Origin of the sequence: Apilactobacillus xinyiensis, from assembly GCF_019656235.1 — a bacterium.
Classification (GTDB): Bacteria; Bacillota; Bacilli; order Lactobacillales; family Lactobacillaceae; genus Apilactobacillus; species Apilactobacillus xinyiensis.
Genome location: NZ_BPLL01000010.1, coordinates 1 through 26,862 on the forward strand (window position 1 = coordinate 1; position 26,862 = coordinate 26,862).

Here is a 26,862-nt window from a genome sequence, read left to right on the forward strand (position 1 = left end):
GAACACAGTAGTTAAGCTTCTGTACGCCAAGAGTAGTTGGAGGATCGCCTCCTGCAAGGGTAGGACGTTGCCACGCTCATTATGAAAAGCTTTCGATTTATTTCGAAGGCTTTTTGTTTAATATGCCGTTTTAGCTCAGGAGGTAGAGCGTTTCCATGGTAAGGAAGAGGTCCCGGGTTCAAATCCCGGAAACGGCTTAATAAAAATATAAAAAGGTTTCCCTAATTTAATTAGAGAAACCTTTTTTACATTTTATAATCTATAGTAAAGTCAGCTTTGCTTTTCTTTATAATATTAGAAACTTCACCAATGCTTATCAATGTTAGTGTGTGCATTGCTCTTGTTATTATGGTATATAAAGTTCCAAGTAATTTTTTATCATTACTGTAGTTATTTTTAGAAATATTCCAAGCAATAACATTATCAAACTCTAAACCTTTGGCTAAATAGACTGGCATAATAACGTTTTGGTCTGGTAAAGATCTGTCTTTATCAGACATTAAATTAAGATCTATTTTATTGTATAAATTGCTATATAATTCTTTTGCTTCTTTCATGTTTTTGGTTATTATAGCTACATTTTTTTCCGCATTCTTAATTCTATTTATTAAATCATTTAGTGCAAGATTGTAGTTCTTTCTAATAATTATTTTAGGAATTTCTCCTCTACGGTTAAAAGCTTCTATTTCATTTCCATTAGGTAAAATAGATTTAGCTAAATTTGTTATTTCGTAAGTTGAACGATAGGAACGATTTAGTTTAATTAATCTTGAACGTTTTGTTTTAAACGCAACATTTAAATTATTTAATAACTCTTCTGGTTTTTCTACTTTTTTAAATAATGCTTGTTCACTGTCACCAATTAAATTCAATTTAGCATTTGGAAATGAATGTTTTATATATGTTAATTGAGCTATTGAATAGTCTTGCATTTCATCTATAAATAAATACTTAATCTTGTGATTTTGTCCGTCACCAGTTAACAATGATCTTAAGTATAGTATTGGCGCTACATCATCTAATGATATTTTATGAAATTCTAGTTTATTGGAAAAATTGTCTATCTCGTCACTATATATGTTTTCAGTACTTAAAAAGTTTAAATATTGAATATAAGGATCGAAGAAATTTCCATTAAAAATGGCATCATATATTTTTTGCAATTTTTTTCTGACAATGCTTTTAGCAATGTGATTTCTTTCATCGATTTCATCTTGAAACATCGAAATTTGGTAATCTTTCAGTAAATCATGATATTGTTCGGAACTAAGATTATCAATTTCTTTATCAACCCATGGTTCTTTTATAGATTCATTTATTAAGTTTTTTAACTCTTTAATTAGAGTGTTTTTAGTATTCAAAAACTTATCTTGGCTTTTCATTAATTTTGGTAATTTGTCATAAATATTTTTAATATGCTTTTTACTAAAATAAACTTCGCCATCTAAAGTTAGATTATTAAAAGCAATATCTGAACTTTTAATGTTTTCACAGTATTTTTCAATTGCTTTTGTAAAGTTATAACTACCTTTTATTTCTGATAAATTACTATCAAGTTTATTATTGGAACTACTACTTTCATATTTATCAAAGATGGTTTCAACTTTTAACCCTTCTAAACGATGTGATACAAACTCAGAAAATGTTACTTGTTGCATATTTCTTTCACCTAAACTAGGTAAAACATCTGAAATGTATCTAGCAAATAATTTATTAGGGGAGAATAATACTATTTGATCAGCATCTAGTGAATCACGACTGTGATAAAGTAAAAATGCAATTCTTTGTAATAACGTAGAAGTTTTTCCGGAACCGGCGACACCTTGAACAATTAATAAGTCACTTTTGGTATCTCTAATAATGTCATTTTGTTCTTTTTGAATTGTGGAAACAATATTTTGCATCTTTTCATCATTATGTTGACCTAAAACGTTTTGTAACATTTCATCTCCAACCGTTTCATTAGTATCAAAAACGTTTTTAATTTTACTATCTTTAATAGAAAACTGTCTTTTCTTTTTCAAATCAGTTTTTTGAATTCCTACAGGAGTTTGATAACTTGTTTCACCTAATGTTCCATTGTAATAAATACTAGAAATAGGAGCTCTCCAATCGTATACTAAAAAGTTTTGATCTTTATCTACAAAAGAAGAAGTGCCAATATATAGTTTTTCAATATCTGGATCGTCATCATCTTGAATATCAATTCTTCCAAAGTAAGGAGAATTAGCTAAATCCTTTAATTTTTTTAATTGATTGTTGATAATACTTTCATTTTCTACCACTCTATTAACTAATCCACGTTGTTGTTGTAAATCAGCTGATGTTTCAATTCGGTCATCTACTTCAAAGTAGTTAACAGAGGTATTATTGCTGTAATTAGTCTGAACATTTTTAGTTTCTTGTTTAGCTTTTTTGTATTCTTCATTAGTAGTAATAATTTTTTGCTTAATTTTATTTACTACTGAATCCACTCTGTCTTGTTCCAATTTAACTTCTTTAGGACTCATTTTCTACCTCCATTATTTTATTAAATTCGCCCAACTATTCTAGTGATTAAAAGTTGATATGTCAATAATTATTGCTTTGACATCAATAATTAAATCCAGTAAAATGTAAATGATTATACAGTAGTGGAACCAACTAAACAGAGAGATTATGTATAGCTGAAAAATAATCTGGTAACATGAATTGGAGATTAAAAAGGGTAGTTCCCGTATCACTAAAGTGGCAAATTATAATTTGCAATTTAGGTGGTACCGCGTTTCTAACGTCCTATTGGTTTTATTTCCAAGGGGCGTTTTTCTTTTTATAGGAGGATGATATATATGACAGACAAAAAAGTTATTTTAACGGGTGATCGTCCAACAGGAAAGTTGCATATTGGTCATTACGTTGGTTCATTAAGAAATAGAGTTCAACTACAGAATTCAGGAAATTACGACACTTATATCATGATTGCTGATATGCAAGCTTTGACTGATAATGCTCGTGATCCTGAAAAAATTAGACATAGTTTAATTCAAGTTGCACTTGATTATTTAGCAGTTGGGATTGATCCTAAGAAATCAACTATTTTAGTTCAATCACAAATACCTGCACTAAATGAACTTACAATGCATTATTTAAATTTAGTTAGTGTTTCACGTTTGGGTAGAAATCCAACAGTTAAAAATGAAATTCAACAGAAAAAATTTGGCCAAAGTGTTCCAGCTGGATTCTTTATTTATCCAGTAAGCCAAGCAGCTGATATTACTGCCTTTAAAGCCGATACTATTCCTGTTGGTGAAGACCAAGAGCCTATGCTAGAACAAACCCGTGAAATTGTTAGAAGTGTTAACGGAATATATGGTAAAGACATTTTAGTAGAACCAGAGGGATACTTTCCACCTAAGGGAATGGGACGTATTCCAGGGTTAGATGGCAATGCCAAAATGAGTAAATCTCTAAATAACGCTATATATTTATCTGATGATGAAGACACGATTAGACAAAAAGTTATGTCTATGTATACTGATCCAAACCATATTCATATTGAAGACCCTGGTAAAGTAGAAGGAAATACAGTTTTTACTTATCTTGATATTTTTGCAGAAGATAAGGATAAAGTTAATGACTTAAAAGCTCAATATCGTCATGGCGGTCTAGGTGATGTTAAAATCAAAAAATACCTAAATGAAGTTTTACAAGCACATTTAAAACCAATTAGAGAACGCCGTGAAGAATATGCTAAAGATGAAGCAGCTGTTTATGACATCTTAAAACAAGGTAGCGAAAAGGCTAACCTTGTGGCAAATAAAACTTTGCAAGAAGTTAGAGATGCAATTGGAATTAACTATTTCGGCTAATCTTTAGTTACCAGAGAGGGGGATTGGATGGATAAATTAGTGGTTGTGGATGTAGGTTCTAATTCCGTAAGAATGTCTATCTATCAAATTAATAAATATGGTAACTATCAAGAAATCAAACGTATGAAAAGCGATAGTCGTCTTTCTGAAAATATGGGATCTGGTAAAATTTTAAAACCTGCCGCAATTAATAGAACCATTCAAGCTCTTCATTCATTTAAAAATGTATATAAAAGAATGAATAATATAACTGTTTTGTCTATAGCTACCGCAGCAGTTAGACAAGCACGTAATCAAAAAATATTTTTAAATAAAGTAGAAAAACAACTTGGTTTAAAAATAAGAGTTTTATCAGGAAATGAAGAAGCATATTACGATTATTTAGGTGTTATTAATCGAGTTAAGATGAATGATTATTTGTTAGTAGATATTGGTGGTGCCAGTATCGAATTAGTACGAGTACGTGGTAAAAAACGTAAGAATTTAATTAGTTTGCCAATTGGTGCCGTTAATATTTCTGAACGATTTCATCTAGATGGTCTTCCTTCAGCAGCAGATTTGTTTAACGCTCAACGTTTTTTGAAAAGAATATTTCATCAAGTTCCATGGTTGCAAAAAGCTAGTCATTATCAATTGGTAGTTTTAGGTGGGGCAGCTCGAACTTTAGCGCGAGTAAATCGTTATCGTCAACACTTTGGTTATAGTGATAATTTAAATGGTTATCATCTTAATCAGCATCAAATTTTTACGACTTATGAAAATTTGTTAAGTAGAAATTATCATAGTAGACAAACGATTCCAGGAATAGAAAAAGATAAAGCTGATATTATTGTCGGGGGATTGTTACCTTTGATTACTTTAATTGATGAGTTAGACTCTAGAAGAATAGTTTTTTCTGATGGTGGAGTTCGTGAAGGTTTAATTAACGAATATGTTGATAAATATTATAAACACAATTAATTGGGGTTTTTAGTTCGATTTGAATTAAACCCCTTTTTTAATAATTTATATTTAAGTATTATTTAATTATAAATGTTATTATTAGCCTATATAAAGCGATAATGGGGTGTGTTCAAATGACTGAATTTAGACATTTTTATACTAAAAACTATAAAGATAGATTAAACATAATAAGTAAATTTTCCAATATCGATGCCCAATATGTAAACGAACAAACTGATTTTAATGCCATTAATGATAATTTAATTGAAAATTATGTTACCGATTATTCACTACCAGAAGGTGTATGTGTTAATTTAAAGGTAAATGGTAAGACGTATGTGGTACCAATGGTAACTGAAGAACCATCTGTGATTGCTGCAGCTAGTAATGGAGCTAATTTGTTAAGCTCATTTGATGGAATTCAAGCAGATGTTGATAAACGTTTGTTAACGGGTCAAATAATTATTAAAACTAATAATTATAATTTATTATATGGATATGTTAATAATCATATTTCTGATATTATAAAAATTGCGGATGATGCACATCCTTCTATTTTAAAATATGGTGGTGGAGCTAAAAAAATAAGTATTCGTCGGCTTGATGATGATTATTGCTCTATCGACTTATCAGTAGATGTTGCTGAGGCCATGGGTGCAAATATTATTAATACAATGTTGGAAGCGGTGGCAGGTTTCTTAAGTAATCGCTATGGTGATAACATTTTGATGAGTATTTTGTCTAATTATGCGACTGATAGTTTGGTTAAAGTCCGTGGAACGGTTAAGTATGAAAAGCTATCACAATCAAACGGTTTACAGATAGCTCATAAAATTGCTGAGGCTAGTCATATTGCACAAATAGATCCATATCGTGCTACTACACATAATAAAGGTATTATGAATGGGATTGATGCAGTTGTTATCGCAATGGGAAATGATTGTCGTTCGATCGAAAGTGCTGCACATGCCTATGCTGCTAATAACGGCAATTATCATGGATTAAGCACCTGGGTTGTTGACGATGATAAACGAGAGTTAATTGGTGAAATGACCCTTCCATTACCATTAGGATATGTAGGCGGAGTTACCAATGTTTTTCCTAAAGTCAAATTAAATCAGCAAATGGCACAAGTTAATTCTGCTAAGGAGCTAATGAAAATAACTGCTGGAGTTGGATTGTCACAAAATTTGGCAGCTTTAAAAGCATTAGTGACCGATGGAATTCAAAAAGGTCACATGCATTTACAACTTAAATCATTAGCCATGAGTGCAGGTGCTAATGCTGATCAAGTTAAAAATGTAGTTAAAGAGTTAAGATTAATAAAACATCCAAGCTTATCTGATGCTAAGCTAATATTACAAAAAATTAATAAAGGTGAATAAAAAATGGAAATTGATTTAAATAAAGATACACAAAGTTTAATTAATGTTGTAAACAGATTCTTTCCCGGAAAAGTGACCGTACAATTCGTAGGTCAACTACAATCCGGATATGTTCGTCATGATCAAGCACAAGTAGTGCAAGATGGCGAAAATATCTATATTCAAGTATCTGATTTATCAGCACCAAATTACACTGCTTCTCATGAGTTATTGCATGTTTTAATGACTTTAAGAGGTTTTCCACAAATATTTTTCAGTTTAACTTCTGGTGACGAAAAATTAGATGAACAACTACAAATTATGGGGACTGAATTATTCGATATCGTTTCACACATTGTAGTGGTGTCAGAACAACGAAAACATAATTTAATAAATGAAAATATCGAAGAAATGTATCTAAAGGGAATTAAGAACACTATTAGACCAGAACCAGAAAAATTAGATAATGAAATGGAACTACGTCTATTAACTTTAATTGATGCCCATGTTTTTTATGGCGACACATTTGATGAAAAAGTTCGTGATATCTTAGAAAAAGATTATCCGGTTGCATTAAAAGCATCGGATGAAATTTATAAAATAATTACTGAAAAACCTACTGATTCACCTTTTGGATTGCGTAGAAACGTGGTGAAATTATTCAGAGCTTTTGATGAACAATTGAAAGCCTGGGGACTTCCAGCTTTGCATAATAATGATTTTACAACTGTTTCCAGTGTACTTTCTGAACGTCAACTAGGATTAAAAGTTAATCAGATGTTTGAAATATTCCATTCAGATTTACATGAAATGAAAACTCAACGTCGTGCTTATGTAGGATTTAATAAAACTGATAATCAAAATTCGTTTGTTATTCCTGCACCTACCGGAATGGAAGATAGTCCAGCTTATTTTAAGAAGATATACGATAAAAGTGTAAAAGAATTATTTAAGGACTTACAAATGCCCTATATTATTAGAAAATAATTTTAGGAGGAACGTTATATGAATAGTGATATTCAATCAATGTTTAATGATGCTAAAAAGATTGTATTTTTGACTGGGGCAGGGGTATCGACTCCATCAGGAATTCCTGATTACCGTTCTAAAAATGGTTTATACTCATCTTCAGCACAAGGTAAACCGGCAGAATACTATTTAAGTCATTCTTGTTTAGTTAACGAACCAGAAACCTTTTATCAGTTTGTTAAAACAAACATGTACTTTCCTGAAGCTAAGCCTAATGTGATCCATGAAAAGCAGGCTGAATTTACTCAAATGGGAAAAGCCTCAATCATTACACAAAATGTTGATAATCTTTATAAAGTGGCAAATGCTAAAAATTTGATTGAATTTCATGGTAATTTATATAATGTTTCATGTGAACGTTGTCATAAAACAGTGGCTTGGCAAGATTATTTAAATACCCCAGTACATGCTGATTGCGGAGGAATTTTACGTCCAGATATTGTTTTGTACGATGAAGGTTTAAATGAACAAAATATTATGAATAGTATTAATCTGATGGAAAATAGTGATTTGATAGTAATTGTAGGAACTTCAATGCGAGTTTATCCATTTGCAGGGCTTTTAGATTATCGTAATCCAAATGCTAAAGTTTTAGCGATTAATAAAGAACAATTGCATTTTGCATTTCCTTTTGAAATGATTCAAGCCGATGCAATCGAATTATTTAGCCAACTAAATGTGAACTAGGGGATGCATATACTTGATTACAGTTGGATTAACTACTTGGAGTGAGCATCCAGCGTTGAACAATGGATTATCACCAGTAAGTTTAAATAATTATGCAGCTTATCTTCCTACAGTTGAAATAGATAATTCATTTTATGGGGTTCCTCGTATATCAACCGTTAATAATTGGTTAAAACAAGTTCCTAAAAATTTTCAATTCATTATTAAAGCCAATCAATTCATGACTAAGCATGATTTGAAAAATGCAAAACCAATGGATTTAATTGAAAGGGAACAAGTTTTTAAAGCTTTTTTATCATCCATCAAGCCACTTGTAATTAATCATAAGCTAAAGACAATTTTGTTTCAGTTTCCACCTTACTTTAATTGTACGGATGACAATATTAATTATTTAAGAAAAGTCAGATTTATGATGGCTAACATGCCGATAGCAATTGAATTTAGAAATAACAGTTGGTATTACAAAACCAATAGACTATCTACAACTAATTTGTTAAAAGAGCTCAATTTTACAGAAGTGATTGTAGATGAACCACATAGTATTAATACCGGAGTGCCTTTTTATCCAATAGTGACAAATGAAGCATTAACAGTCATCAGATTACATGGTCGAAACAATAAATGCTGGAACATACGTACTAAAAATTGGCGAAAAGAAAGAACGTTATATTGTTATTCAGATGTTGAATTAGCTAATCTAGCTAAGATTGTTAATAGATTGAAACTTAAAACTAAAGAAGTATGTATTATTTTTAATAATAACTCTGGAAAAGATGCTGCGCCTAACGCTTTAAAGTTAGTAGAATTATTAAACTTACATTTTAAAGATTTAGCTGATAGGCAATTGAGCTTATTTTGACGTTAAAAGTGAGCATTAAAAATATGATATAATTGTTACAATAATTTTAAACAAATTAAGGATGATATGAATGGTAGATAATAAAAAAACATTTTATGTTACAACTCCAATTTACTATCCTTCTGGACGTTTACACATTGGTAATTCATACACAACAATTGCTTGTGATGCTTTAGCACGTTTTAAACGTTCTAATGGATATGATGTGTTCTTTCTAACTGGTACTGACGAACATGGTCTAAAGATTGAACAAAAAGCGGAAAAGTTAAATATGTCTCCACAAAAGTATGTCGATGGAATGGCTGACCAAATTAAAAAATTGTGGAAAACTTTAGACATTACGAATGACAAATTTATTCGTACTACTAATGAATATCATGAAAAAGCAGTACAAAAGATTTTTCAAAAACTGTTAGACCAAGGGGACATTTACTTAGGTGAATATTCTGGTTGGTATTCAGTGTCTGATGAAGAATACTTCACTGAATCACAGTTAGGTGAAGTATATCATGATGAAAATGGTAAAGTTATTGGTGGTAAAGCACCTAGTGGCCATGAAGTTCAGTTAGTTAATGAAAAATCATATTTCTTCAAAATGAGTAAATATGCGGATTGGCTTTTAGACTATTACAAATCACATCCTGACTTTATTCAACCTGAATCTAGAATGAATGAGATGATTAATAACTTTATTAAACCAGGATTAGAAGATTTAGCTGTATCTAGAACTTCATTTACTTGGGGAGTTCCAGTTAAATCAAATCCTAAACATGTTGTATATGTTTGGATTGATGCCTTAACTAATTATATTACTGCTCTTGGTTATGGTAGTGATAATGAAGAATTATTTAATAAATTTTGGCCAGCAGATGTGCAAATGGTAGGTAAAGAAATTGTACGTTTCCATACAATTTACTGGCCTATTATCTTACATGCGTTAGGCTTGCCATTACCTAAGCACATTGTTGGTCATGGTTGGTTAACAATGAAAGATGGTAAGATGTCCAAGTCTAAAGGAAATGTGATTTATCCTGATGTTTTAGCTGAACGTTATGGTTTAGATTCAGTTAGATATTATCTTTTAAGAGCGGTACCATTTGGTAATGATGGAATGTTTACTCCAGAAGATTTCGTAGATCGCATTAATTATGACTTGGCTAACGACCTAGGCAATTTATTAAACCGTACAATAGCGATGATTAATAAATATGAAAATGGAATTATTCCAGAATACAAAGCTCCAATGTGTGATGCTGATAAAGAACTAGAATCAGTTGCTGAAACAGCAGTTGCTGAATATAACGCTTGCATGAATAAAACTTATTTTGCAGATGCATTATCTAATATTTGGAAATTAGTTTCACAAAGTAACAAATACATTGACCAAACAACTCCATGGATCCTAGCAAAGAGTGATGCTCCAGAAGATAAAGCTTTATTAGCTTCAGTTATGGCTCATTTAGCAGCTAGTTTAAGATTAATTGCTTTATTAATTAGTCCAATTATGACGCAAGCACCACATGAAATCTTTAATCAACTAGGCTTAGATGATAGTGATTTTGATTTAACTAATCCAAAACTAGCTGATTTACCAAGTGGTGATAAGGTTGTTGAAAAAGGAACCCCAATTTTCCCTCGTTTAGATCATGACGAAGAAGTAGAATATATTAAAAATAAAATGCAAAAATCTGATAAACAAAAGGGTCGTGCAGCCAAAGAAGCAGCTGCTAAAAAGCAAATAGAAGCTGCTAAAAAACAAGCTGAAGAAAACGATTCAGACAATAAAGAGATTCGTTTTGATGCTTTTGAAAAGGTTGCTCTACGAGTAGTACAAATTAAATCAGTAGAAAAAGTTGCTAACGCAGATAAGCTATTGAAATTTAGCTTAGATGATGGAACTAGTGCTGGTCGACAAATTCTATCAGGAATTGCTAAATGGTATCCTGATTATGAAAAATTAGTTGGCAAAAAAGTTATTGCTGTAGCAAACTTAAAGCCTAGAAAAATGCGTGGCGAAATAAGCCAGGGAATGTTGTTGTCAGTTGAACATGATGATGGCAACGTAGAACTAGTTACAGTTGGCGAACAATTTGAAAATGGTTCCTTACTAGAATAATAATTAATTTATAATGATAAAAAAGCCATTAATTAATTGTATTAATGGCTTTTTTATTGAAGAAAGGATAGATTATGCAAATTTTTGATTCACATACCCATTTAAACGATGATGCTTTTATTGACAATGTAAAAAAATACATTCATCACGCGGAAAAATTGGGTGTTTGTAAAATGGCCATTGTAGGGTCCAATGCTAAACTTAATCAATTGTCGCTAGAACTTTCGCATAAATATGACAATTTATATTCAATTATTGGTTGGCATCCAGAAGATGCTTTAAATTATAATGATGAACAGGAAAACATTTTAAAAGAACAGTTAAAAGACCCTAAAGTAGTTGCCTTGGGGGAAATTGGTTTGGATTATCATCAAGATGTAACTCCACGAAAATTGCAAATGAAAATATTTCGTCGACAAATTCAAATTGCAAAATCCATGAATTTACCTATTTCAGTTCACAATCGAGATGCATTTGAGGATACTTATGAAATAATTAAAGATGAAGATGTACATGCTAATGGTGGAATTATTCATAGCTTTAATGGTGACGTCGATTGGTTAAATAAATTTATTGATTTAGGCATGCATGTTTCATATAGTGGGGTAGCTAGTTTTAAAAAGACACATGAAGTTCATGATGCCGTTAGAGCTACTCCAATTGACCGTATGTTGGTAGAAACAGATGCACCTTATCTAGCACCCGAACCATTACGTAGACATCAAAACGAACCAGCCTACACACTATACACTTTGGAAGCAGTTGCTAGATTTAGGGATGAAGATCCAGATGTTATTGCTAAAGCAACTTACAATAATACTTTAAAATTATTTGGGATTAAAGATTAATGAAAAAAATAGAAGAAGTAATTGTCGTTGAAGGTCGTGACGATACTAAAAGAATTAAAATGGCGGTTAATGCTGATACGATTGAAACCAGAGGTTCGGCAGTTTCTGATGAGACCATTAAATTAATTCAAAAGCTAGCTAAGACTAGGGGTATCATTATTTTTACCGATCCAGATTTTTCTGGAGAAAGAATTCGTCGAATTGTTTCGCAAGCAGTTCCCAATGCTAAACATGCTTTTGTTGCTAGAAATAAGTCAGTACCAACTAAATCTGATGGATCTTTAGGTGTTGAACATGCTAGTGTAGAAACTATTCGTGAGTCTTTAAGCAATCTATATACAGAAAATACTCAAGCTGATGAACAAATCAATCGTGATGATTTAATGGCAGCACGTTTAATAAATGATGTTCAAGCTAAAGTACGTCGTGAAAAATTATGTTCCATTTTGCAAATTGGCTATGTAAACGCAAAACAATTAAGTAAACGCCTACGCATGTTTGGTATTTCTAAGCATGAATTTAATACAGCAATAAAAAGCATTGACGAGAAAGGAATTTAATATGTCTAATATACCTGATATAGCAACTCCCGCAAGAACACAAGCAATTTTAAATCGTTATCATTTATCAGCAAAAAAAAGTTTGGGTCAAAACTTTTTAACAGATTTAAACATTTTACAAAAAATAGTAGATGCAGCTAATGTATCTGACGAAGATAATATTATAGAAATTGGTCCAGGAATTGGTGGATTGACTGAGCAATTAGCCAAACGTGCTAAGAAAGTATTAGCTTTTGAAATTGACCAAAACCTATTGCCTGTTTTAGATGACACACTGGCTGAATATAATAACGTTAAGGTTATTAACCAAGATATCTTACAGGCTAATTTACCTCAAACCATTAGTTCTGAATTCGAAGAACAAGGACCAGTTAAGGTAGTTGCTAATTTACCATACTATATTACAACACCCATTATCTTAGACTTACTAAAAGGAAATGCTAATTTTGATCAAATTGTAGTTATGATGCAAAAAGAAGTAGCGGATCGTTTAGTTGCTAAGCCAGGAAGCAAAGACTATGGATCATTGTCTATTATAATTCAGTATTTAAATAACACTGAAATTGCATTTGAAGTTCCTAGAACTTCGTTTATACCAGCTCCTAAAGTTAATTCAGCAATTGTTTCATTAAGTAGTAGAGAAAATATTGATAATCCAGTTTTTGACTTTGATAAATTTTGTGGATTTGTTAGAGGTTGCTTTTTACACCGTCGTAAAACTTTTTGGAATAATTTACAAGGCTTATTTGGTAAAACTCCTGAAATCAAAAATGAATTAAAATTAGCATTACAAAATTTTGATATTGATGCAGGTATTCGACCAGAAAAATTATCAATTGATGAATATGTAGAACTGGCAAATTATTTTCATGATAAGAAAATGCTTTAAAAAATTGTTGAATTATAAATTATGTTATGATATAATTTGAAATATTTTCATTATAGTTGTATAATGACTATAGTGAGGTGACAGATTATGCCAACAAGCTTGACAAATATTAAAAGTAAGTTGGATGATCGTCTTGGCCAAGAAGTCATGGTGACCGTCCAAGCAGGACGTAACAAGATTGTAGAAAGACACGGTGTTTTATCTGAAACATTTCCTGCCGTCTTCGTTATAGATTTAGAAAAAGATGAAAATTTAAAACGAGTTTCTTACAGTTATACAGATATTTTAACTAAAAATATCGATGTAGAATTCGAAAATGATATTGCTGAAGAAGTTTAACATTTAATTAGGATTAGACATTTGTCTAATCCTTTTTTCATGTTTTATAAAACTGACTTTTTACAGTTATTTTAGTATAATACATATAAAATATTGCGATGAAGCGGAGCGATATGCATGGAAATCATAGAAAAAGCACCGGCTAAAATAAATTTAGCTTTAGATACACCGTATAAGCATAAAGATGGTGAACCGGAGTGGAATATGGTTATGACTTCGATTGACATTGCTGATTATGTACGAATTGTTGATAATAATAGTGGAAAAATAACTGTTCAATCAGATAGTTTATTTTTGCCTGAGGATCATCGAAATTTAGCTTATCAAGCTGCTGATTTAATTAAAAATAAATTTAATATTCATTTAGGTGTAGAAATAACTATTAGAAAAAATATTCCAGTTTCAGCTGGATTAGGTGGAGGGTCATCTGATGCTGCAGCTGTGTTACGTGGTTTAAATAAAATATGGAATTTAAAAATGAGTTTAGAAGACTTGGCCAATTTATCATTAGAACTAGACTCAGATGTACCTTATTGTATTTTTAGTAAAACTGCTAAAGTTAGCGGTCGAGGATCTAACATTAATCCTTTACATAAGCTGCCATCAATGTATTTTGTGATTGTTAAACCACAAGTTAGCATTTCTACGCCTCAAATTATAAGAAAAATTAACTATAAAAGTATTGAGCATAAAAATGTAAATAATTTAGTACAGTCAATTTATCAAAACGACTATACTGAAATTGTTAATAATATGTTTAATGTTTTAGAACCTATTTCTGCTGAAAAACATCACGAAATTTATAAAATAAAAATGAAAATGCTTAATTATGGAGCAGATAGCGCTCAAATGAGTGGCACTGGTCCAACTGTATTTGGTGTTTGTAAAACTGAACAAAGTGCTAAACATGTTTTTAATAGCATTAGAGGCTTTTGTTCGGAAGTATATTTAGTTCACTCACTTTAATGATAAATTTATAGTTTTTATCGAAAAAAATAGCTTGTTTTCATAAAAACGTTTTATAAAAGCCGAACATTATGATAGTATTTAAATGTGATTTTATTGATGACATGAATACTATGAGGTGAACAATTTGAAGAGTAAAAGAAGTGCGCGTTTAATTGATATGACTAGGTATCTAATGGAAAATCCACATACATTAGTTCCGTTAACTTTTTTTGCTGAACGATATGGCTCAGCAAAATCTTCCATTAGTGAAGATTTAACGATTGTTAGGCAAACTTTTAGAGACAGAGGAATTGGACTTTTGGAAACTATTCCAGGAGCTGCTGGTGGAAGCAAATTTATACCATACATTCTTAAAGAAGAAGCCGAACAATTTGTAGGTGAAATTAAGCAGGCTTTAAATGATCAATCTAGATTATTGCCGGGTGGATATATTTATATGGCAGACTTGTTAAGTCGTCCATATATTTTGAGACAAATTGGTCGCATTATTGCAACTCAATATTTAAATCATGATATTGATGCAGTTATGACAGTGGCTACCAAGGGAATTCCAATTGCACAAAGCATTGCTAATTTATTAAATGTTCCATTTGTTATTGCTCGTCATGATTCTAGAATAACTGATGGATCAACTATAAGTGTTAATTATGTATCTGGATCAAATCGCCGTATTGAAAAAATGGTCTTATCCAAAAGAAGTTTACCAGAAGGATCTAACGTTTTAATAGTTGATGATTTTCTACGAGGTGGCGGTAGTGCTGCTGGACTATCTGATTTAGTAAAAGAATTTAATTGTAACGTAGTGGGAATTTCTTTCTTTGCTGAAGGTGTTTATAATGGAGAAAGAAAGATATCTGCTGATCAGTATACGTCAATCTTTAAAATTAACACTGAGAGCGATAAAATTAGTGTATCTGAAGGTAACTATGATAATAAGGTATATGGATACTTGGATAACAAGGAGAATTAATTATTAATAATGAATACTAGAAATACGATTATTTTAGCTGCGGGTAAGGGTACTCGTATGAAGTCTAAACTGTATAAGGTTTTACATCGAGTTTGCGGTAAAACGATGGTGGATTGTGTTTTAACGCAAGTAGAAGCTAACAATATGGACAACATAGTAACAGTTGTAGGTTATGGTGCTGAAAATGTAGAACATACATTAGGTGATAGAACAAAATATGTGCTACAAAAAGAACAACTTGGAACTGGTGATGCAGTTAAACATACAGCAGAATTACTTGCCAATTTAGAAGGTTCCACTATGGTTGTGAGTGGGGATACACCGTTATTTAAAGCAGAAACGTTTAAAAAACTTTTTGATTATCATGAATCACAAAAAGCGACAGCTACAATATTAACGTCACATGCTTCTAATCCATTTGGTTATGGACGAATTGTTCGTAGTTCTAATGGGGATGTTGCAAAAATAGTTGAACAAAAAGATGCTAGTGAAAGCGAAAAACAAATTCATGAAATTAATACGGGTGTTTACATTTTTGATAATCATGCTTTATTTGAAGCCCTAAAGAATGTTAAAAATGATAATGCACAAGGTGAATATTATTTACCTGATGTTATTGAAATCTTTAAAGCTAATAACTTAAAGGTTTCAGCTTATGAAATGGATGATTTTAGCGAATCTATGGGTGTTAATGATCGTGTTGCTTTATCAAAAGCTACTAAGGTTATGCAAAATAGAATTAATGATTTTCATATGCGAAATGGTGTTTCAATCATTGATCCAGACAATACCTACATCGATTTAGATGTGCAAATTGGTCAAGATACAGTAATAGAACCAGGAGTACAAATTCATGGTAAAACTGTTATTGGTAATGATTGTAAAATTGGTGCTAATTCAGAAATTATAAATTGTAATATTCATGACAATGTTACAATTACTTCATCATTATTAGAAGATTCTGAAATGTTAGATAATTCTGATATTGGACCATATAGTCATTTAAGACCACAGGCATTAGTAGGTAAGGGCGTTCATTTAGGTAACTTTGTTGAGGTTAAAAAAGCTCAAATTGATGAAGGAACTAAAGTAGGTCATTTAACATATATTGGGAATGCACATTTAGGTAAAAATATTAATGTGGGTTGTGGAGTAATATTTGCTAACTATGATGGTGCTAATAAACATCAAACTAATGTAGGCGATGACAGTTTTATTGGTAGTAATTCTAATTTAATTGCGCCATTAGAAATTTCGGATCATACCTTTATAGCAGCTGGTTCAACCATTACCGATGATGTTAAGCAATACGATATGGCTATAGCTAGACAACGTCAAACTAATAAGGCTGGTTACTTTAAAAAGTTGCCTTATAATAATTAATAATTCTAAGTTATAAATGTTATAATATTTGTATGAAAAAAATATGCTTTTAGTGTAGAATTGATGTAGAATTATATCTGTTAATCAGCGATTAATAGTAAAAAACAATGAATAATAGTTGGAGGAACTTATGTCTGAAAAATATTCTGACCCTAAATTGAAGATTTTTGCATTAAATTCCAATCGTCCTTTAGCTGAAAAAATTGCTAAACGTGTTGGTGTAGACTTAGTTGAAACTTCAGTAGATAGATTTAGCGATGGTGAAATTAGAATCAACATTGAAGAAAGTATTCGTGGTGATAATTGTTATATTATTCAATCAACATCAGCTCCAGTAAACGATAATTTAATGGAATTGTTGATTATGATTGATGCTTTAAGACGTGCCAGTGCTAAGACCATTAACGTAGTAATTCCTTATTATGGTTATGCTAGACAAGACCGTAAAGCTCGTTCACGCGAACCAATTACTGCAAAATTAGTTGCTAATATGTTGGAAACTGATGGAATCACTCGTGTGGTAGCTTTAGATTTACATGCTGCTCAAATTCAAGGATTCTTTGATGTTCCGGTTGATCATTTAATGGGAGCACCACTATTAGCTGATTACTTTATGAATAATGGTTGGAATTCAGATGATGTAGTAGTATCACCTGATCATGGTGGTGTAGTTCGTGCCAGAGCATTAGCCGAATTCTTGAAATCTCCAATTGCTATTATTGATAAACGTCGTCCACAAGCTAACGTCGCTGAAATTATGAATATTATTGGTGATGTTAAAGGTAAATCTTGTTTGATGATTGATGATATGATTGATACAGCTGGAACAATCACTTTAGGTGCTCAAGCATTAATTGATGCTGGTGCTAAAGAAGTTTACGCTTGTTGTACGCATCCAGTCTTATCTGGCCCAGCGATTGAACGTATTGAAAAATCACCAATTAAACAATTAGTTGTTACTGATTCAATTCGTTTACCTAAAGAAAAGCAAATTGATAAAATTAAACAAATATCAGTGGCTCCATTAATTGGTGATGCAATTATTCGAGTTAATGAAAACAAACCTGTTAGTCCACTATTTAGTAATAGATTTCGTGGGGATGACAAGTAATCAAAAATAAAAGATATATTTTAACTGCAATTTTTATAATTATTACTTTGATAGCGATTTTAGCTCGTTTTGTTGTAAACATTTCATTAGCGGTTAGTAATACTTATTTTATGGTAGGTATGTTAATGATTGTTGTTGCATTGTGCATAATTGTTTTTCACGGTGGATTGTTTACGGGATGGCGTATATTTCACCGTAAGGGTGACGATGTTCGAAGTGAAAATGAGAAAATTCCTTATAATAAGATAGGACGTGTTAAAAACAAACCTATCAGAGTTGGTAAATTAGATACTATATTATTATTGTTTGGTATGTATTTAGCAATATTAAGTGTTTTAATTACAGTATAAAAAATAAAGCATTCAATCTTATTGATTGAATGCTTTATTTTTTATACATTTTTTTATTTTAAAGCATAATTCCTTATAGCGTATGCAACACCATTTTCTTTATTAGACTTAGTAATAATATCTGCAATGTCTTTTACCTTTTGAATACTATTACCCATGGCAACACCTTTGCCTGCGTATTCAATCATAGACATGTCATTTCCTTCGTTACCAATTGCCATAACGTTTTCTGGAGTCATGTTTAAATCTTGGACTAGTTTATGCAAAGCTTTGCCCTTAGTGGCGTTTTTATTCATAAATTCGATAAAAACAGGTTCAGATCTAACCATTGATAATCTTTCGGTTAAATCTTTTGGAATGTTTTCCATAGCATTATCAATAATGTCAGGATTAGCGATAAGCATAGCTTTAATAATATCAAAATCGTCAGTTATTTCTTTAGGAGTTCTTACACGAATTGGCATATTAACTAAATAACTTTCAGTAATTGAAAATGGACTTAAGTCACGATTAGTTGCATAAATGTATTCATTAGTTTCAATTTGAAAATTAGTATTTAATTCATGACTTAATTTTTCAATTTCTTTAAAGTCAGAATGTTGTAATGAATATTTTTCAATTACTCGACCGTTGCTATCTTGTACTTGTGATCCATTAAAAGTTATTGCATATTCTTTATTTCCAGAAATGCCTAATTTTTTAAGATATGGTTTTACACCGGTTAGTGGCCTGCCAGTACATAAAACGACTTTAATTCCTTTATCTCTAGCTTCTTGAACGGCTTTAATAGTGTCCTCAGTTAATTGATTTTCTTCATTTAATAACGTTCCATCAATATCAATTGCAATTAATTTAATACTCATAATTGTTCTCCTTTTTGATTAATTATATGGTCATTTTTGATAAAACTTTGAAATTTTTCATAGTAAGGTTGAAATATTTCAATATTACTATCTATACTTAATAATTCTTTTGGGAAAAAGAATCTTTCATCACCTAACTGTTTGCCCGTTACTGCTTTTACTAGCGGAGAAATAGTTGACAGTTCAACTAACGAACCGTCTTTTTGTCTTAACTCAATTTGGGTGGTGTGATTTTTTTTCTTAGGGTCATATGCATCATATGGTAGATCAAAACTATTATTAGTATCAGTATAATACTTAACGTTATAACCAACTTTTTTTATTATATCTTCCATTAATTTAATTAAATGTTTGTTTTGTTGATTATATTTAGTGGATTTAAAAGGTTTACGGTCTAAAAATCTATGTGATAAGTCAGCAAGAATAGGGTCATTATTATCACACCACTGTAAAAAGTAAGTATTAAGAACACCATCATCTAATTTTAGATAATCATTTAAATTAAAATGATGATTAAAAAATGGCATTAACATATACGGTGTACTGGGTGAATCAGTAGGTAGTTTATTAGACAATTCTCTAGCTCGCAATAGTAAATGAGTTAAAATCACTTCCATTGATCTAGAAACTGGATGAAAATAAACTTGCATATACATTTGCAATCTACTGATAATATAGTCTTCGACAGCGTGCATACCTGAAATATCAAAACAAATACCACCATTGTACGGACGCATTACTCTTAAAATTCTAGTTAAATCAAAAGTCCCATACTGTGCACCAGTGTAGTAAGCATCTCTTAATAAATAATCCATACGATCAGCATCACATTGACTCGAAATCATTTGAACTACTTGAGGATTAGGGTAAGTGTGATTTATAACACTGGCTACTTTTTCAGGAAAGTCATCACTAACCGTTCGCAAAACGCGATTTACATTAGTTTTGGGTGATGTAATGATTTGACGTGTAATGTCCTCATGATTGGTATGAAAAATGTGTTCAAATGTGTGCGAATAAGGACCATGTCCTAAATCATGTAATAATGCTGCACATAATGCTACCAAACGTTCAGAGTCATTCCATAATCCATCATCATTACTTTTGCTAGGAAAATTTCTTTGAAAAACATCACAAATTTGACGGGTGATTTCATAAACGCCTAAACAGTGACCAAATCTTGAATGTTCAGCACCATGAAATGTGTATGAAGTAGGCCCTAACTGTTTTATCCTTCTTAATCTTTGAAATTCTGGAGTATTAATTAAATCCAAAATAACATGATGTTGAACGAATATGTAATTGTGTATAGGGTCTCTGAAAACTTTTTCACGAGGTAGCAATTGGTCTTTATATGCCAAACAATTACCTCCTTAAATATATTATTTTCTTACATAACATTATAACAAAATTTATGCTTTTAACGTTGTATTGACTACTAAAATTAATGCATATAGAATGGACTAAGCTTATAATTAATTTGATTAATTAGATATGAAAGAAGGGTATTAATGCACCGTTCTAGAAACCAACAAGTAAAAATTAGTTTAAAAACGCAAATTGAACAAAATAATGAAGTTAATGATTTTAATTTCGATGTTATAGGTAGTATTGTTCAAATTGAAGATAGTTTATACATTAGGTACAATGAAAACAATGATGTTACAGTACCAGTAACTATTAAGATACCAGGTAATGATCAAGATGTTCAATTAACTCGTAAAGCTGCGGGTACGCATACCAAGTTATTTTTTAATAAAAACAAAGTGATTCCCACTAAGTATGAAACACCATATGGGAAGATTGACATTAGAGTTTTTACTTCTAAGCTAGAGTTTACAGATAAAAAAGAATATGGTAATTTGTCGATTGATTATATAATATCTGACCATCAAGATATACTAGGTCGTTATAAGATTAGATTGCAATTTACAGCTTAAGCGAGTATTATATTTATTAGATTTGTGAAAGGACGTGTACCAATTTGAAATTAAAATCCTTGGAAGGTAAAGATAAAAAAGAATTATCCATGGTTGAAGTTGCTCATGCTATTCTTGAGGAACGTGGTGACGTTATGGCATTTGCTGATATAGCAAATGAAATCCAACAATATCTGGGCGATTCTGACGAAGAAATTCGTAAACGATTGGTTCAATTTTATACTGATATGAACGTCGACGGTAGCTTTATTTCTTTAGGTGATAATCTCTGGGGACTAAGAACTTGGTACCCTTATGAATCTATCGATGAAGCTACTGTTCACCCAGAAGATGAAGATATTGATCGTCCTAGAACTAAAAAGAGACGTAAAGTTAACGCATTCTTAGCAGATGCTTCAGATGATGATGACGTTATTGATTACGATGACGATGATCCTGAAGACCAAGATGATGATTTTGAAGATACTGACATTGATGACGATGTTGATAACAAATATGATAAAGATTTAGATGATATTGATGACGATGATTCTGATTTACCAGACGGTATTGAAGGCGACTTGTCAGAATTAAAAAACGATGATGATGAATAAATTATCATAAAAAATTCTTGACGAATTATTTTTAATTATGTATTATATTCTTTGGGCGCTTCACAGTTTAGTCTGTGGAGACAATTGATCGAAAAAATTAATCATTGGCTCCCTATTCTTGATGAATAGGGAGTTTTTATATTTTTGATTTAAAAATATTTACCCTAAATAAATTTTATGAGGAGTTATATAAATGACTAAATATGTTTTTGTTACTGGTGGAGTTGTTTCTTCACTAGGAAAAGGAATTGTTGCTGCTTCACTTGGTCGTCTATTAAAGAATCGTGGCATAAACGTCACAATCCAAAAGTTTGATCCATATATTAACGTCGATCCTGGGACAATGAGTCCTTACCAACATGGTGAAGTATTTGTTACTAATGATGGTACAGAAACTGATCTTGATTTAGGTCACTACGAACGTTTTATTGACAATGATTTAAATAAATATTCTAATGTAACTACTGGTAAAATTTATGAAGAAGTATTGAAAAAAGAACGTCGTGGTGATTATTTAGGGGCTACAGTTCAAGTTATTCCACATATTACAGGAATGATTAAAGAAAAAATAATGCGTGCTGCTAAGGTTTCTGATGCTGATATAGTTATTACTGAAATTGGTGGAACTGTTGGAGATATTGAATCTCTTCCATTCCTAGAAGCTATTCGTCAAATGAAAGCTGAAGTAGGTGGAGATAATGTATTTTACATTCACACTACTTTAATTCCATACCTAAGAGCAGCCGGTGAAATGAAAACAAAACCTACTCAACATAGTGTGAAAGAACTACGCGGTTTAGGTATTCAACCTAACTTATTGGTAGTTAGAAGTGAACAACCAATTGATGAGTCTATGCGTAAGAAAATTGCTTTGTTCTGTGATGTAAAACCACAAGCAGTGGTAGAATCACTAGATGCACCAACACTTTACTCAATTCCATTAATGCTACAAAAACAAGGTATGGATCAACAAATTGTTGACCATTTTGGTATTAAGTCAGCTCCAGCTGATATGTCATCTTGGAAAGCTTTGGAAAGCAAAGTACAAAATCTTGATAAAGAAATTAATATTACTTTAGTTGGTAAATATGTAGCTTTAAAAGATGCATACATTTCAGTTGCTGAATCACTTAAGCATGCTGGATATCCATTAAATGCTAAAATCAATCTTAAGATGATGGATGCTGAAACTATTAAAGAAGACAATGTTAAAGAAAAACTACAAGATGCTGATGGTATTTTAGTACCAGGTGGTTTTGGTGATCGTGGAACTGAAGGAATGATTACTGCTGTTAAATATGCACGTGAAAACGACGTACCATTCTTTGGAATTTGTTTAGGTATGCAAATTGCAAGTATTGAATTTGCTCGTAATGTATTAGGTTATGCTGATGCTAACTCTACTGAATTAAATCCAGATACTAAGCATAAAGTTATTGATTTAATGGCTGATCAAGCTGATTTAAACGAAATGGGTGGAACTCAACGTCTAGGTGCTTATCCATGTAAGTTAAAACCAGGCACAGTAACAGCAGCTGCTTATGGTAACAAGGAAGAAATTTCTGAACGTCATCGTCATCGTTATGAATATAACAATGCTTACAGAGAACCAATGGAAGCTAAAGGATTGGTTATTGCTGGTACTTCTCCAGATAATCACTTGGTTGAAGTTGTTGAAATTCCAAAAAACAAATTCTTTGTAGCTTGTCAATACCATCCAGAATTCTTATCTCGTCCAAATAGACCAGAAGGATTATTCAAAGCGTTTGTTGATGCAGCATTTGAACAACATGGTGAATAGTTAAAGTTTATTAAAAATCGTAGATTGAATTTACGATTTTTTTTATTACATTTTTATGAATTTACTATAAACTATTGTATTTTACCTATTATTTATTTATGATTGTAATGTTTGCTATATTTTGGTAAAAACATAAGTGAGGAATTTGAGCATGACTAAAATGATAATTCACGGGGGTACCCGTTTATCAGGGGATGTTACAATTGGAGGCGCAAAAAATAGCACAGTAGCATTAATTCCAGCTGCTATTTTAGCCGACACCCCAGTACAATTAAATATGGTTCCAGATATATTAGATGTTCACAATTTAATGTTAATTTTAAAATCAATGAATGTTCGTTCTGAATTTGCTGATGGAATGCTAACGATTGATCCAACTAATATTGTTGAAAATATTCTACCCAGTAAAGCAATTAAAAGTTTAAGAGCTTCTTATTATTTTATGGGAGCTTTACTTGGCAAATTTGGTGAGGCAACATTAAGTTTTCCAGGTGGGGATAATATTGGTCCTAGACCGATTGATCAACATATTAAAGCGTTTGAAGCACTAGGAGCGGATGTTACTAACAACAACGGTACTGTTCACATTAAAGCCGGTAAAAATGGTTTACACGGTGCACAAATATTTTTAGACTTAGTATCAGTAGGTGCAACAATTAATGCAATTTTAGCTGCAGTGAAAGTGAAGGGTTCAACTGTAATTAGAAATGCGGCTAAAGAACCTGAAATTATTGATATTGTAACCTTTTTAAATAATATGGGCGCTAAAATTAGGGGTGCTGGTACAGATGTTATTCGTATCGAAGGAGTAGATAAGTTAGAAGCTCAAAATACGCATATTGTAATACCTGATCGTATCGAAGCGGGAACTTATCTTTCATTAGCAGCAGCTTATGGTGATGGTGTGACCGTTCACAATGTAATTCCAGAACATTTAGAATCATTTATTGCTAAATTACTGGAAATGGGTGTTGATTTAGAAGTTAATGAAGACAGCATTTTTGTACCACGTTGTGATCATTTTAAAGGAATTGAAATAAAAACAATGGTTTATCCAGGCTTTGCAACTGATTTGCAACAACCTATAACTCCATTATTGCTTAGAGCCGATGGACAAAGTGTAATTACTGACACTATTTATCCTGAGCGAACTAAACATATTTCTGAATTATCCAAAATGGGTGCTAATATTAAATATCAAAATGGTTCTATTATTATTAATCACACTGGAAAGTTAACCGGTCAAGAAGTTTCCGCTGGTGAAATTCGTGCGGGAGCAGCTGCAGTGATTGCTGGAATTATGGCTGATGGAACTACAACCATTTTTAATGCCGATAATATTTTACGTGGATATGATAATATTATAGATAAATTAACTGAGTTAAATGCTGATGTAGAGCTACTTAACGATGATATGTAATTTATTAAATTGTTAATAGGTATTGATAGAATTTTATAATAGTGTTAAACTACTTAAGTTAAGTCAACTAATCGATAATCTCTGTTTCAGCAAATGATTCAGGGCAAAGGAGCGATATATTATGAAAAAAGGAATTCATCCAGAATACCATCAAGTAGTATTCCAAGATTCAAGTACTGGTTTTAAATTTATGGCTGGTTCAACTGTTAATTCTGACGAAACTATTAAGATGGAAGACGGTAATACTTACCCATTAGTACGTGTTGAAATTTCATCAGATTCACATCCATTCTACACTGGTCGTGAAAAATTCACACAAGCCGATGGTGCTGTGGACCGTTTCAACAAAAAATACGGATTTACAAACAAATAATTTTTGTGAGAATATCATGTTTTACAACTTGGTATTCTTTTTTTGTACCTAAATTTAGTGAGTGATTTTATGAAAAAATTTTTAAAAATTGTATTATGTATATTGTTGATGATAATAGCAATCGTTTTAATTTTTAATAGTCAAATTAGCAATCTTATGACACAAAGTTATCATCCCAAAATCGATAAGACTATTATTCAAAAAAACATTAATAAGCCGGCAGATTTTGATTTTTCAAAAACTAAGTCGGTTGATTTTTCAAGAGTTGTTAAAGCAAAATTAAATCAGTCGCATATAAAAGTCGTTGGTAAGATTATTATTCCACAAATTGGGATTAATTTACCAATTGGTAAAGGAATAGATAATAACACTTTATCATTAGCTGCAGGTACTATGCGAGCTGATCAAAAGATGGGTGTTGGCAATTATCCATTGGCTGGACACCACATGGAAGATAAGAAAGTATTATTTAGTCCGCTTTATTATAAAGCTAAAGTTGGTCAATATGTATATTTAACTAATATGAACAAGATTTATAAATATCGTATCTATCAAAAGAAATTTATTAAGGCTACAGACTTATCAGTGATAAGAAATACTAAAAATAAAATTGTAACTCTTATAACTTGTGATGCAACTGGAATTGGTAGGTTGATGGTTAGAGTCAGTTTAGTTGATACTACTAGCTATACTAAAAGCAATGTTAATAAAATTTATGCACAATAAACAACATTTTTAAGAAATTATTTTAATATAGTAGTAAAATAATACTTGTGAAATTTTGAGAAAGAGTGGAAAATTATGCGCGGTAATTTTATTTATATTAATTCTAATCTTGTGCGTAATATGGTTATTTCCCATGGTATCAATTCAGCTGACTTTGTGAATGGAATAAATGAAATGCCAAACAATATTTTGCTGCTAAATGATGATCGGGAAAATGCCAATAGTATTAACAGTCATACGCGTTTTAGCACTATTACTGGTAAAAGTGCGGTAAGAAGTTTCTTTCTTAACAAACAAATAACAAACAAAAAAATTATTGATTTTAAAAGTGCCGATGATTTAGATTCCATGTTAGATAGTGAAATTGCTAGTTTGCTTTACTTAGGACACATGGAAGTTCCAATGTTGTATCCATTTTCTTCAAAGTTGCAAAATAGATATATTTATATGGATATCAGACATAATTTGGTAAAAACATTTTACCGTAAGTTTTCTGATTTTAACCACGTTTTAGATATTAGTTTGAAACGCCATTTAAGATACACACATAATGGTAAAAGAGTTTTTATTAGACCACTTGTGGTAAAAAACGTTCCTAATGACATCGTTTTGAAGTTAGTAAAGTTAAGTAATGATGGTATATTAATTGCTTTTGACCTTGCAAATGAAAAAAATCGTATTTATCATATACCATTATTTTTAGAAGATCGCTCAGAATATCAATATACTTGGAATGATGTTAATAGCTTTTATGATAGTGCAATTAAAATTGGTAGTTTAGACTATGATATTAATCTTTCAGTGTGGAAACTTAATATTACAGTACAATTTGAATCGATTGATTTAAACTATTTGTTGTAACACTTTTGTTTGCTAATTTAA

Annotated in this window: 26 protein-coding genes and 1 tRNA gene; 24 read left to right on the forward strand and 3 right to left on the reverse strand. The window is 31.3% G+C overall.

What is annotated here, in order from left to right; genetic code table 11:
* Positions 1 to 124: 124 nt before the first annotated feature.
* A tRNA-Thr gene (locus tag K5Q11_RS03345) sits at positions 125 to 197 on the forward strand.
* A gap of 48 nt (positions 198 to 245) precedes the next feature.
* Here the strand turns inward: K5Q11_RS03345 and helD are convergent.
* Positions 246 to 2,510 carry an RNA polymerase recycling motor HelD gene (helD, locus tag K5Q11_RS03350; protein WP_220751233.1) on the reverse strand — a complete coding sequence of 755 codons (2,265 nt, stop codon included), beginning with the start codon at positions 2,508 to 2,510 and terminating at the stop codon, positions 246 to 248.
* Between the two features lie 318 nt (positions 2,511 to 2,828).
* On the opposite strand from helD, the gene trpS reads away from it, so the two are divergent.
* The 16 genes from trpS to K5Q11_RS03430 all read left to right on the forward strand — a co-directional run bounded on the left by trpS (position 2,829) and on the right by K5Q11_RS03430 (position 18,264).
* Positions 2,829 to 3,848: a tryptophan--tRNA ligase gene (gene trpS / locus K5Q11_RS03355; protein ID WP_220751234.1), complete on the forward strand. Its 1,020-nt coding sequence runs from the start codon at positions 2,829 to 2,831 to the stop codon at positions 3,846 to 3,848.
* A 27-nt stretch (positions 3,849 to 3,875) separates the two neighbouring features.
* The gene (locus K5Q11_RS03360) at positions 3,876 to 4,808 is read left to right on the forward strand and encodes a Ppx/GppA family phosphatase (protein ID WP_220751235.1); all 933 of its coding nucleotides are present in this window, start codon (positions 3,876 to 3,878) and stop codon (positions 4,806 to 4,808) included.
* Between the two features lie 116 nt (positions 4,809 to 4,924).
* Entirely contained in the window at positions 4,925 to 6,175 is a 1,251-nt protein-coding gene (locus K5Q11_RS03365; RefSeq protein WP_220751236.1) for a hydroxymethylglutaryl-CoA reductase, degradative, read from the forward strand.
* Between the two features lie 3 nt (positions 6,176 to 6,178).
* Positions 6,179 to 7,141 (forward strand): IpaB/EvcA family protein, encoded by a 963-nt coding sequence (locus K5Q11_RS03370; protein WP_220751237.1) that lies wholly within the window; start codon positions 6,179 to 6,181, stop codon positions 7,139 to 7,141.
* Positions 7,142 to 7,159: 18 nt separating this feature from the next.
* A complete protein-coding gene (locus tag K5Q11_RS03375) occupies positions 7,160 to 7,870 on the forward strand; it encodes an NAD-dependent protein deacylase (RefSeq protein ID WP_220751238.1) in 711 nt (236 codons plus the stop codon).
* Between the two features lie 13 nt (positions 7,871 to 7,883).
* Entirely contained in the window at positions 7,884 to 8,729 is an 846-nt protein-coding gene (locus K5Q11_RS03380) for a DUF72 domain-containing protein (RefSeq protein ID WP_220751239.1), read from the forward strand.
* Between the two features lie 70 nt (positions 8,730 to 8,799).
* A complete protein-coding gene (gene metG, locus K5Q11_RS03385; protein WP_220751240.1) occupies positions 8,800 to 10,845 on the forward strand; it encodes a methionine--tRNA ligase in 2,046 nt (681 codons plus the stop codon).
* Between the two features lie 74 nt (positions 10,846 to 10,919).
* A complete protein-coding gene (locus tag K5Q11_RS03390; RefSeq protein ID WP_220751241.1) occupies positions 10,920 to 11,693 on the forward strand; it encodes a TatD family hydrolase in 774 nt (257 codons plus the stop codon).
* The gene (gene rnmV / locus K5Q11_RS03395) at positions 11,693 to 12,253 is read left to right on the forward strand and encodes a ribonuclease M5 (protein WP_220751242.1); all 561 of its coding nucleotides are present in this window, start codon (positions 11,693 to 11,695) and stop codon (positions 12,251 to 12,253) included. The genes K5Q11_RS03390 and rnmV overlap by 1 nt, the downstream gene beginning before the upstream one ends.
* A 1-nt stretch (position 12,254) precedes the next feature.
* A complete protein-coding gene (rsmA, locus tag K5Q11_RS03400) occupies positions 12,255 to 13,142 on the forward strand; it encodes a 16S rRNA (adenine(1518)-N(6)/adenine(1519)-N(6))-dimethyltransferase RsmA (protein WP_285289889.1) in 888 nt (295 codons plus the stop codon).
* Between the two features lie 87 nt (positions 13,143 to 13,229).
* Positions 13,230 to 13,481 carry a Veg family protein gene (locus tag K5Q11_RS03405; protein WP_220728834.1) on the forward strand — a complete coding sequence of 84 codons (252 nt, stop codon included), beginning with the start codon at positions 13,230 to 13,232 and terminating at the stop codon, positions 13,479 to 13,481.
* Between the two features lie 117 nt (positions 13,482 to 13,598).
* Positions 13,599 to 14,447, forward strand: a complete 849-nt coding sequence (gene ispE / locus K5Q11_RS03410; protein WP_220751243.1) for a 4-(cytidine 5'-diphospho)-2-C-methyl-D-erythritol kinase — start codon at positions 13,599 to 13,601, stop codon at positions 14,445 to 14,447.
* Positions 14,448 to 14,574: 127 nt separating this feature from the next.
* Positions 14,575 to 15,420, forward strand: coding sequence for a pur operon repressor (gene purR / locus K5Q11_RS03415; RefSeq protein WP_220751244.1), 846 nt, complete (start codon positions 14,575 to 14,577; stop codon positions 15,418 to 15,420).
* Between the two features lie 9 nt (positions 15,421 to 15,429).
* On the forward strand, positions 15,430 to 16,803 hold the full coding sequence (gene glmU / locus K5Q11_RS03420; RefSeq protein WP_220751245.1) for a bifunctional UDP-N-acetylglucosamine diphosphorylase/glucosamine-1-phosphate N-acetyltransferase GlmU: 1,374 nt from the start codon (positions 15,430 to 15,432) through the stop codon (positions 16,801 to 16,803).
* 130 nt (positions 16,804 to 16,933) lie between these two features.
* Positions 16,934 to 17,914 (forward strand): ribose-phosphate diphosphokinase, encoded by a 981-nt coding sequence (locus K5Q11_RS03425; protein WP_220728838.1) that lies wholly within the window; start codon positions 16,934 to 16,936, stop codon positions 17,912 to 17,914.
* 47 nt (positions 17,915 to 17,961) lie between these two features.
* Positions 17,962 to 18,264 carry a DUF3899 domain-containing protein gene (locus tag K5Q11_RS03430; RefSeq protein WP_220728839.1) on the forward strand — a complete coding sequence of 101 codons (303 nt, stop codon included), beginning with the start codon at positions 17,962 to 17,964 and terminating at the stop codon, positions 18,262 to 18,264.
* Between the two features lie 53 nt (positions 18,265 to 18,317).
* Here K5Q11_RS03430 and yidA read toward each other — a convergent pair whose 3' ends face one another.
* Both yidA and K5Q11_RS03440 read right to left on the reverse strand, forming a co-directional pair.
* The gene (yidA, locus tag K5Q11_RS03435) at positions 18,318 to 19,127 is read right to left on the reverse strand and encodes a sugar-phosphatase (protein WP_220728840.1); all 810 of its coding nucleotides are present in this window, start codon (positions 19,125 to 19,127) and stop codon (positions 18,318 to 18,320) included.
* Positions 19,124 to 20,488, reverse strand: a complete 1,365-nt coding sequence (locus K5Q11_RS03440; RefSeq protein WP_220751246.1) for an HD domain-containing protein — start codon at positions 20,486 to 20,488, stop codon at positions 19,124 to 19,126. Before K5Q11_RS03440 ends, yidA begins: the two co-directional genes overlap by 4 nt.
* A 150-nt stretch (positions 20,489 to 20,638) precedes the next feature.
* Between K5Q11_RS03440 and K5Q11_RS03445 the strand changes: the two genes are divergently transcribed.
* The 7 genes from K5Q11_RS03445 (at position 20,639) to K5Q11_RS03475 (ending at position 26,841) form a co-directional block, all read left to right on the forward strand.
* Positions 20,639 to 21,067, forward strand: coding sequence for a YwiB family protein (locus tag K5Q11_RS03445; protein WP_220751247.1), 429 nt, complete (start codon positions 20,639 to 20,641; stop codon positions 21,065 to 21,067).
* Positions 21,068 to 21,156: 89 nt separating this feature from the next.
* Positions 21,157 to 21,660, forward strand: coding sequence for a DNA-directed RNA polymerase subunit delta (gene rpoE / locus K5Q11_RS03450; RefSeq protein ID WP_373311485.1), 504 nt, complete (start codon positions 21,157 to 21,159; stop codon positions 21,658 to 21,660).
* 193 nt (positions 21,661 to 21,853) lie between these two features.
* Positions 21,854 to 23,461 carry a CTP synthase gene (gene pyrG / locus K5Q11_RS03455; protein ID WP_220728844.1) on the forward strand — a complete coding sequence of 536 codons (1,608 nt, stop codon included), beginning with the start codon at positions 21,854 to 21,856 and terminating at the stop codon, positions 23,459 to 23,461.
* Positions 23,462 to 23,612: 151 nt separating this feature from the next.
* On the forward strand, positions 23,613 to 24,881 hold the full coding sequence (gene murA / locus K5Q11_RS03460) for a UDP-N-acetylglucosamine 1-carboxyvinyltransferase (RefSeq protein WP_220751249.1): 1,269 nt from the start codon (positions 23,613 to 23,615) through the stop codon (positions 24,879 to 24,881).
* A 121-nt stretch (positions 24,882 to 25,002) separates the two neighbouring features.
* Positions 25,003 to 25,254 carry a type B 50S ribosomal protein L31 gene (locus K5Q11_RS03465; RefSeq protein WP_220728846.1) on the forward strand — a complete coding sequence of 84 codons (252 nt, stop codon included), beginning with the start codon at positions 25,003 to 25,005 and terminating at the stop codon, positions 25,252 to 25,254.
* A gap of 69 nt (positions 25,255 to 25,323) precedes the next feature.
* A complete protein-coding gene (locus tag K5Q11_RS03470; protein ID WP_251067902.1) occupies positions 25,324 to 25,980 on the forward strand; it encodes a class A sortase in 657 nt (218 codons plus the stop codon).
* A 75-nt stretch (positions 25,981 to 26,055) separates the two neighbouring features.
* Positions 26,056 to 26,841 carry a hypothetical protein gene (locus K5Q11_RS03475; RefSeq protein WP_220751251.1) on the forward strand — a complete coding sequence of 262 codons (786 nt, stop codon included), beginning with the start codon at positions 26,056 to 26,058 and terminating at the stop codon, positions 26,839 to 26,841.
* The last annotated feature ends 21 nt before the right edge of the window (positions 26,842 to 26,862 follow it).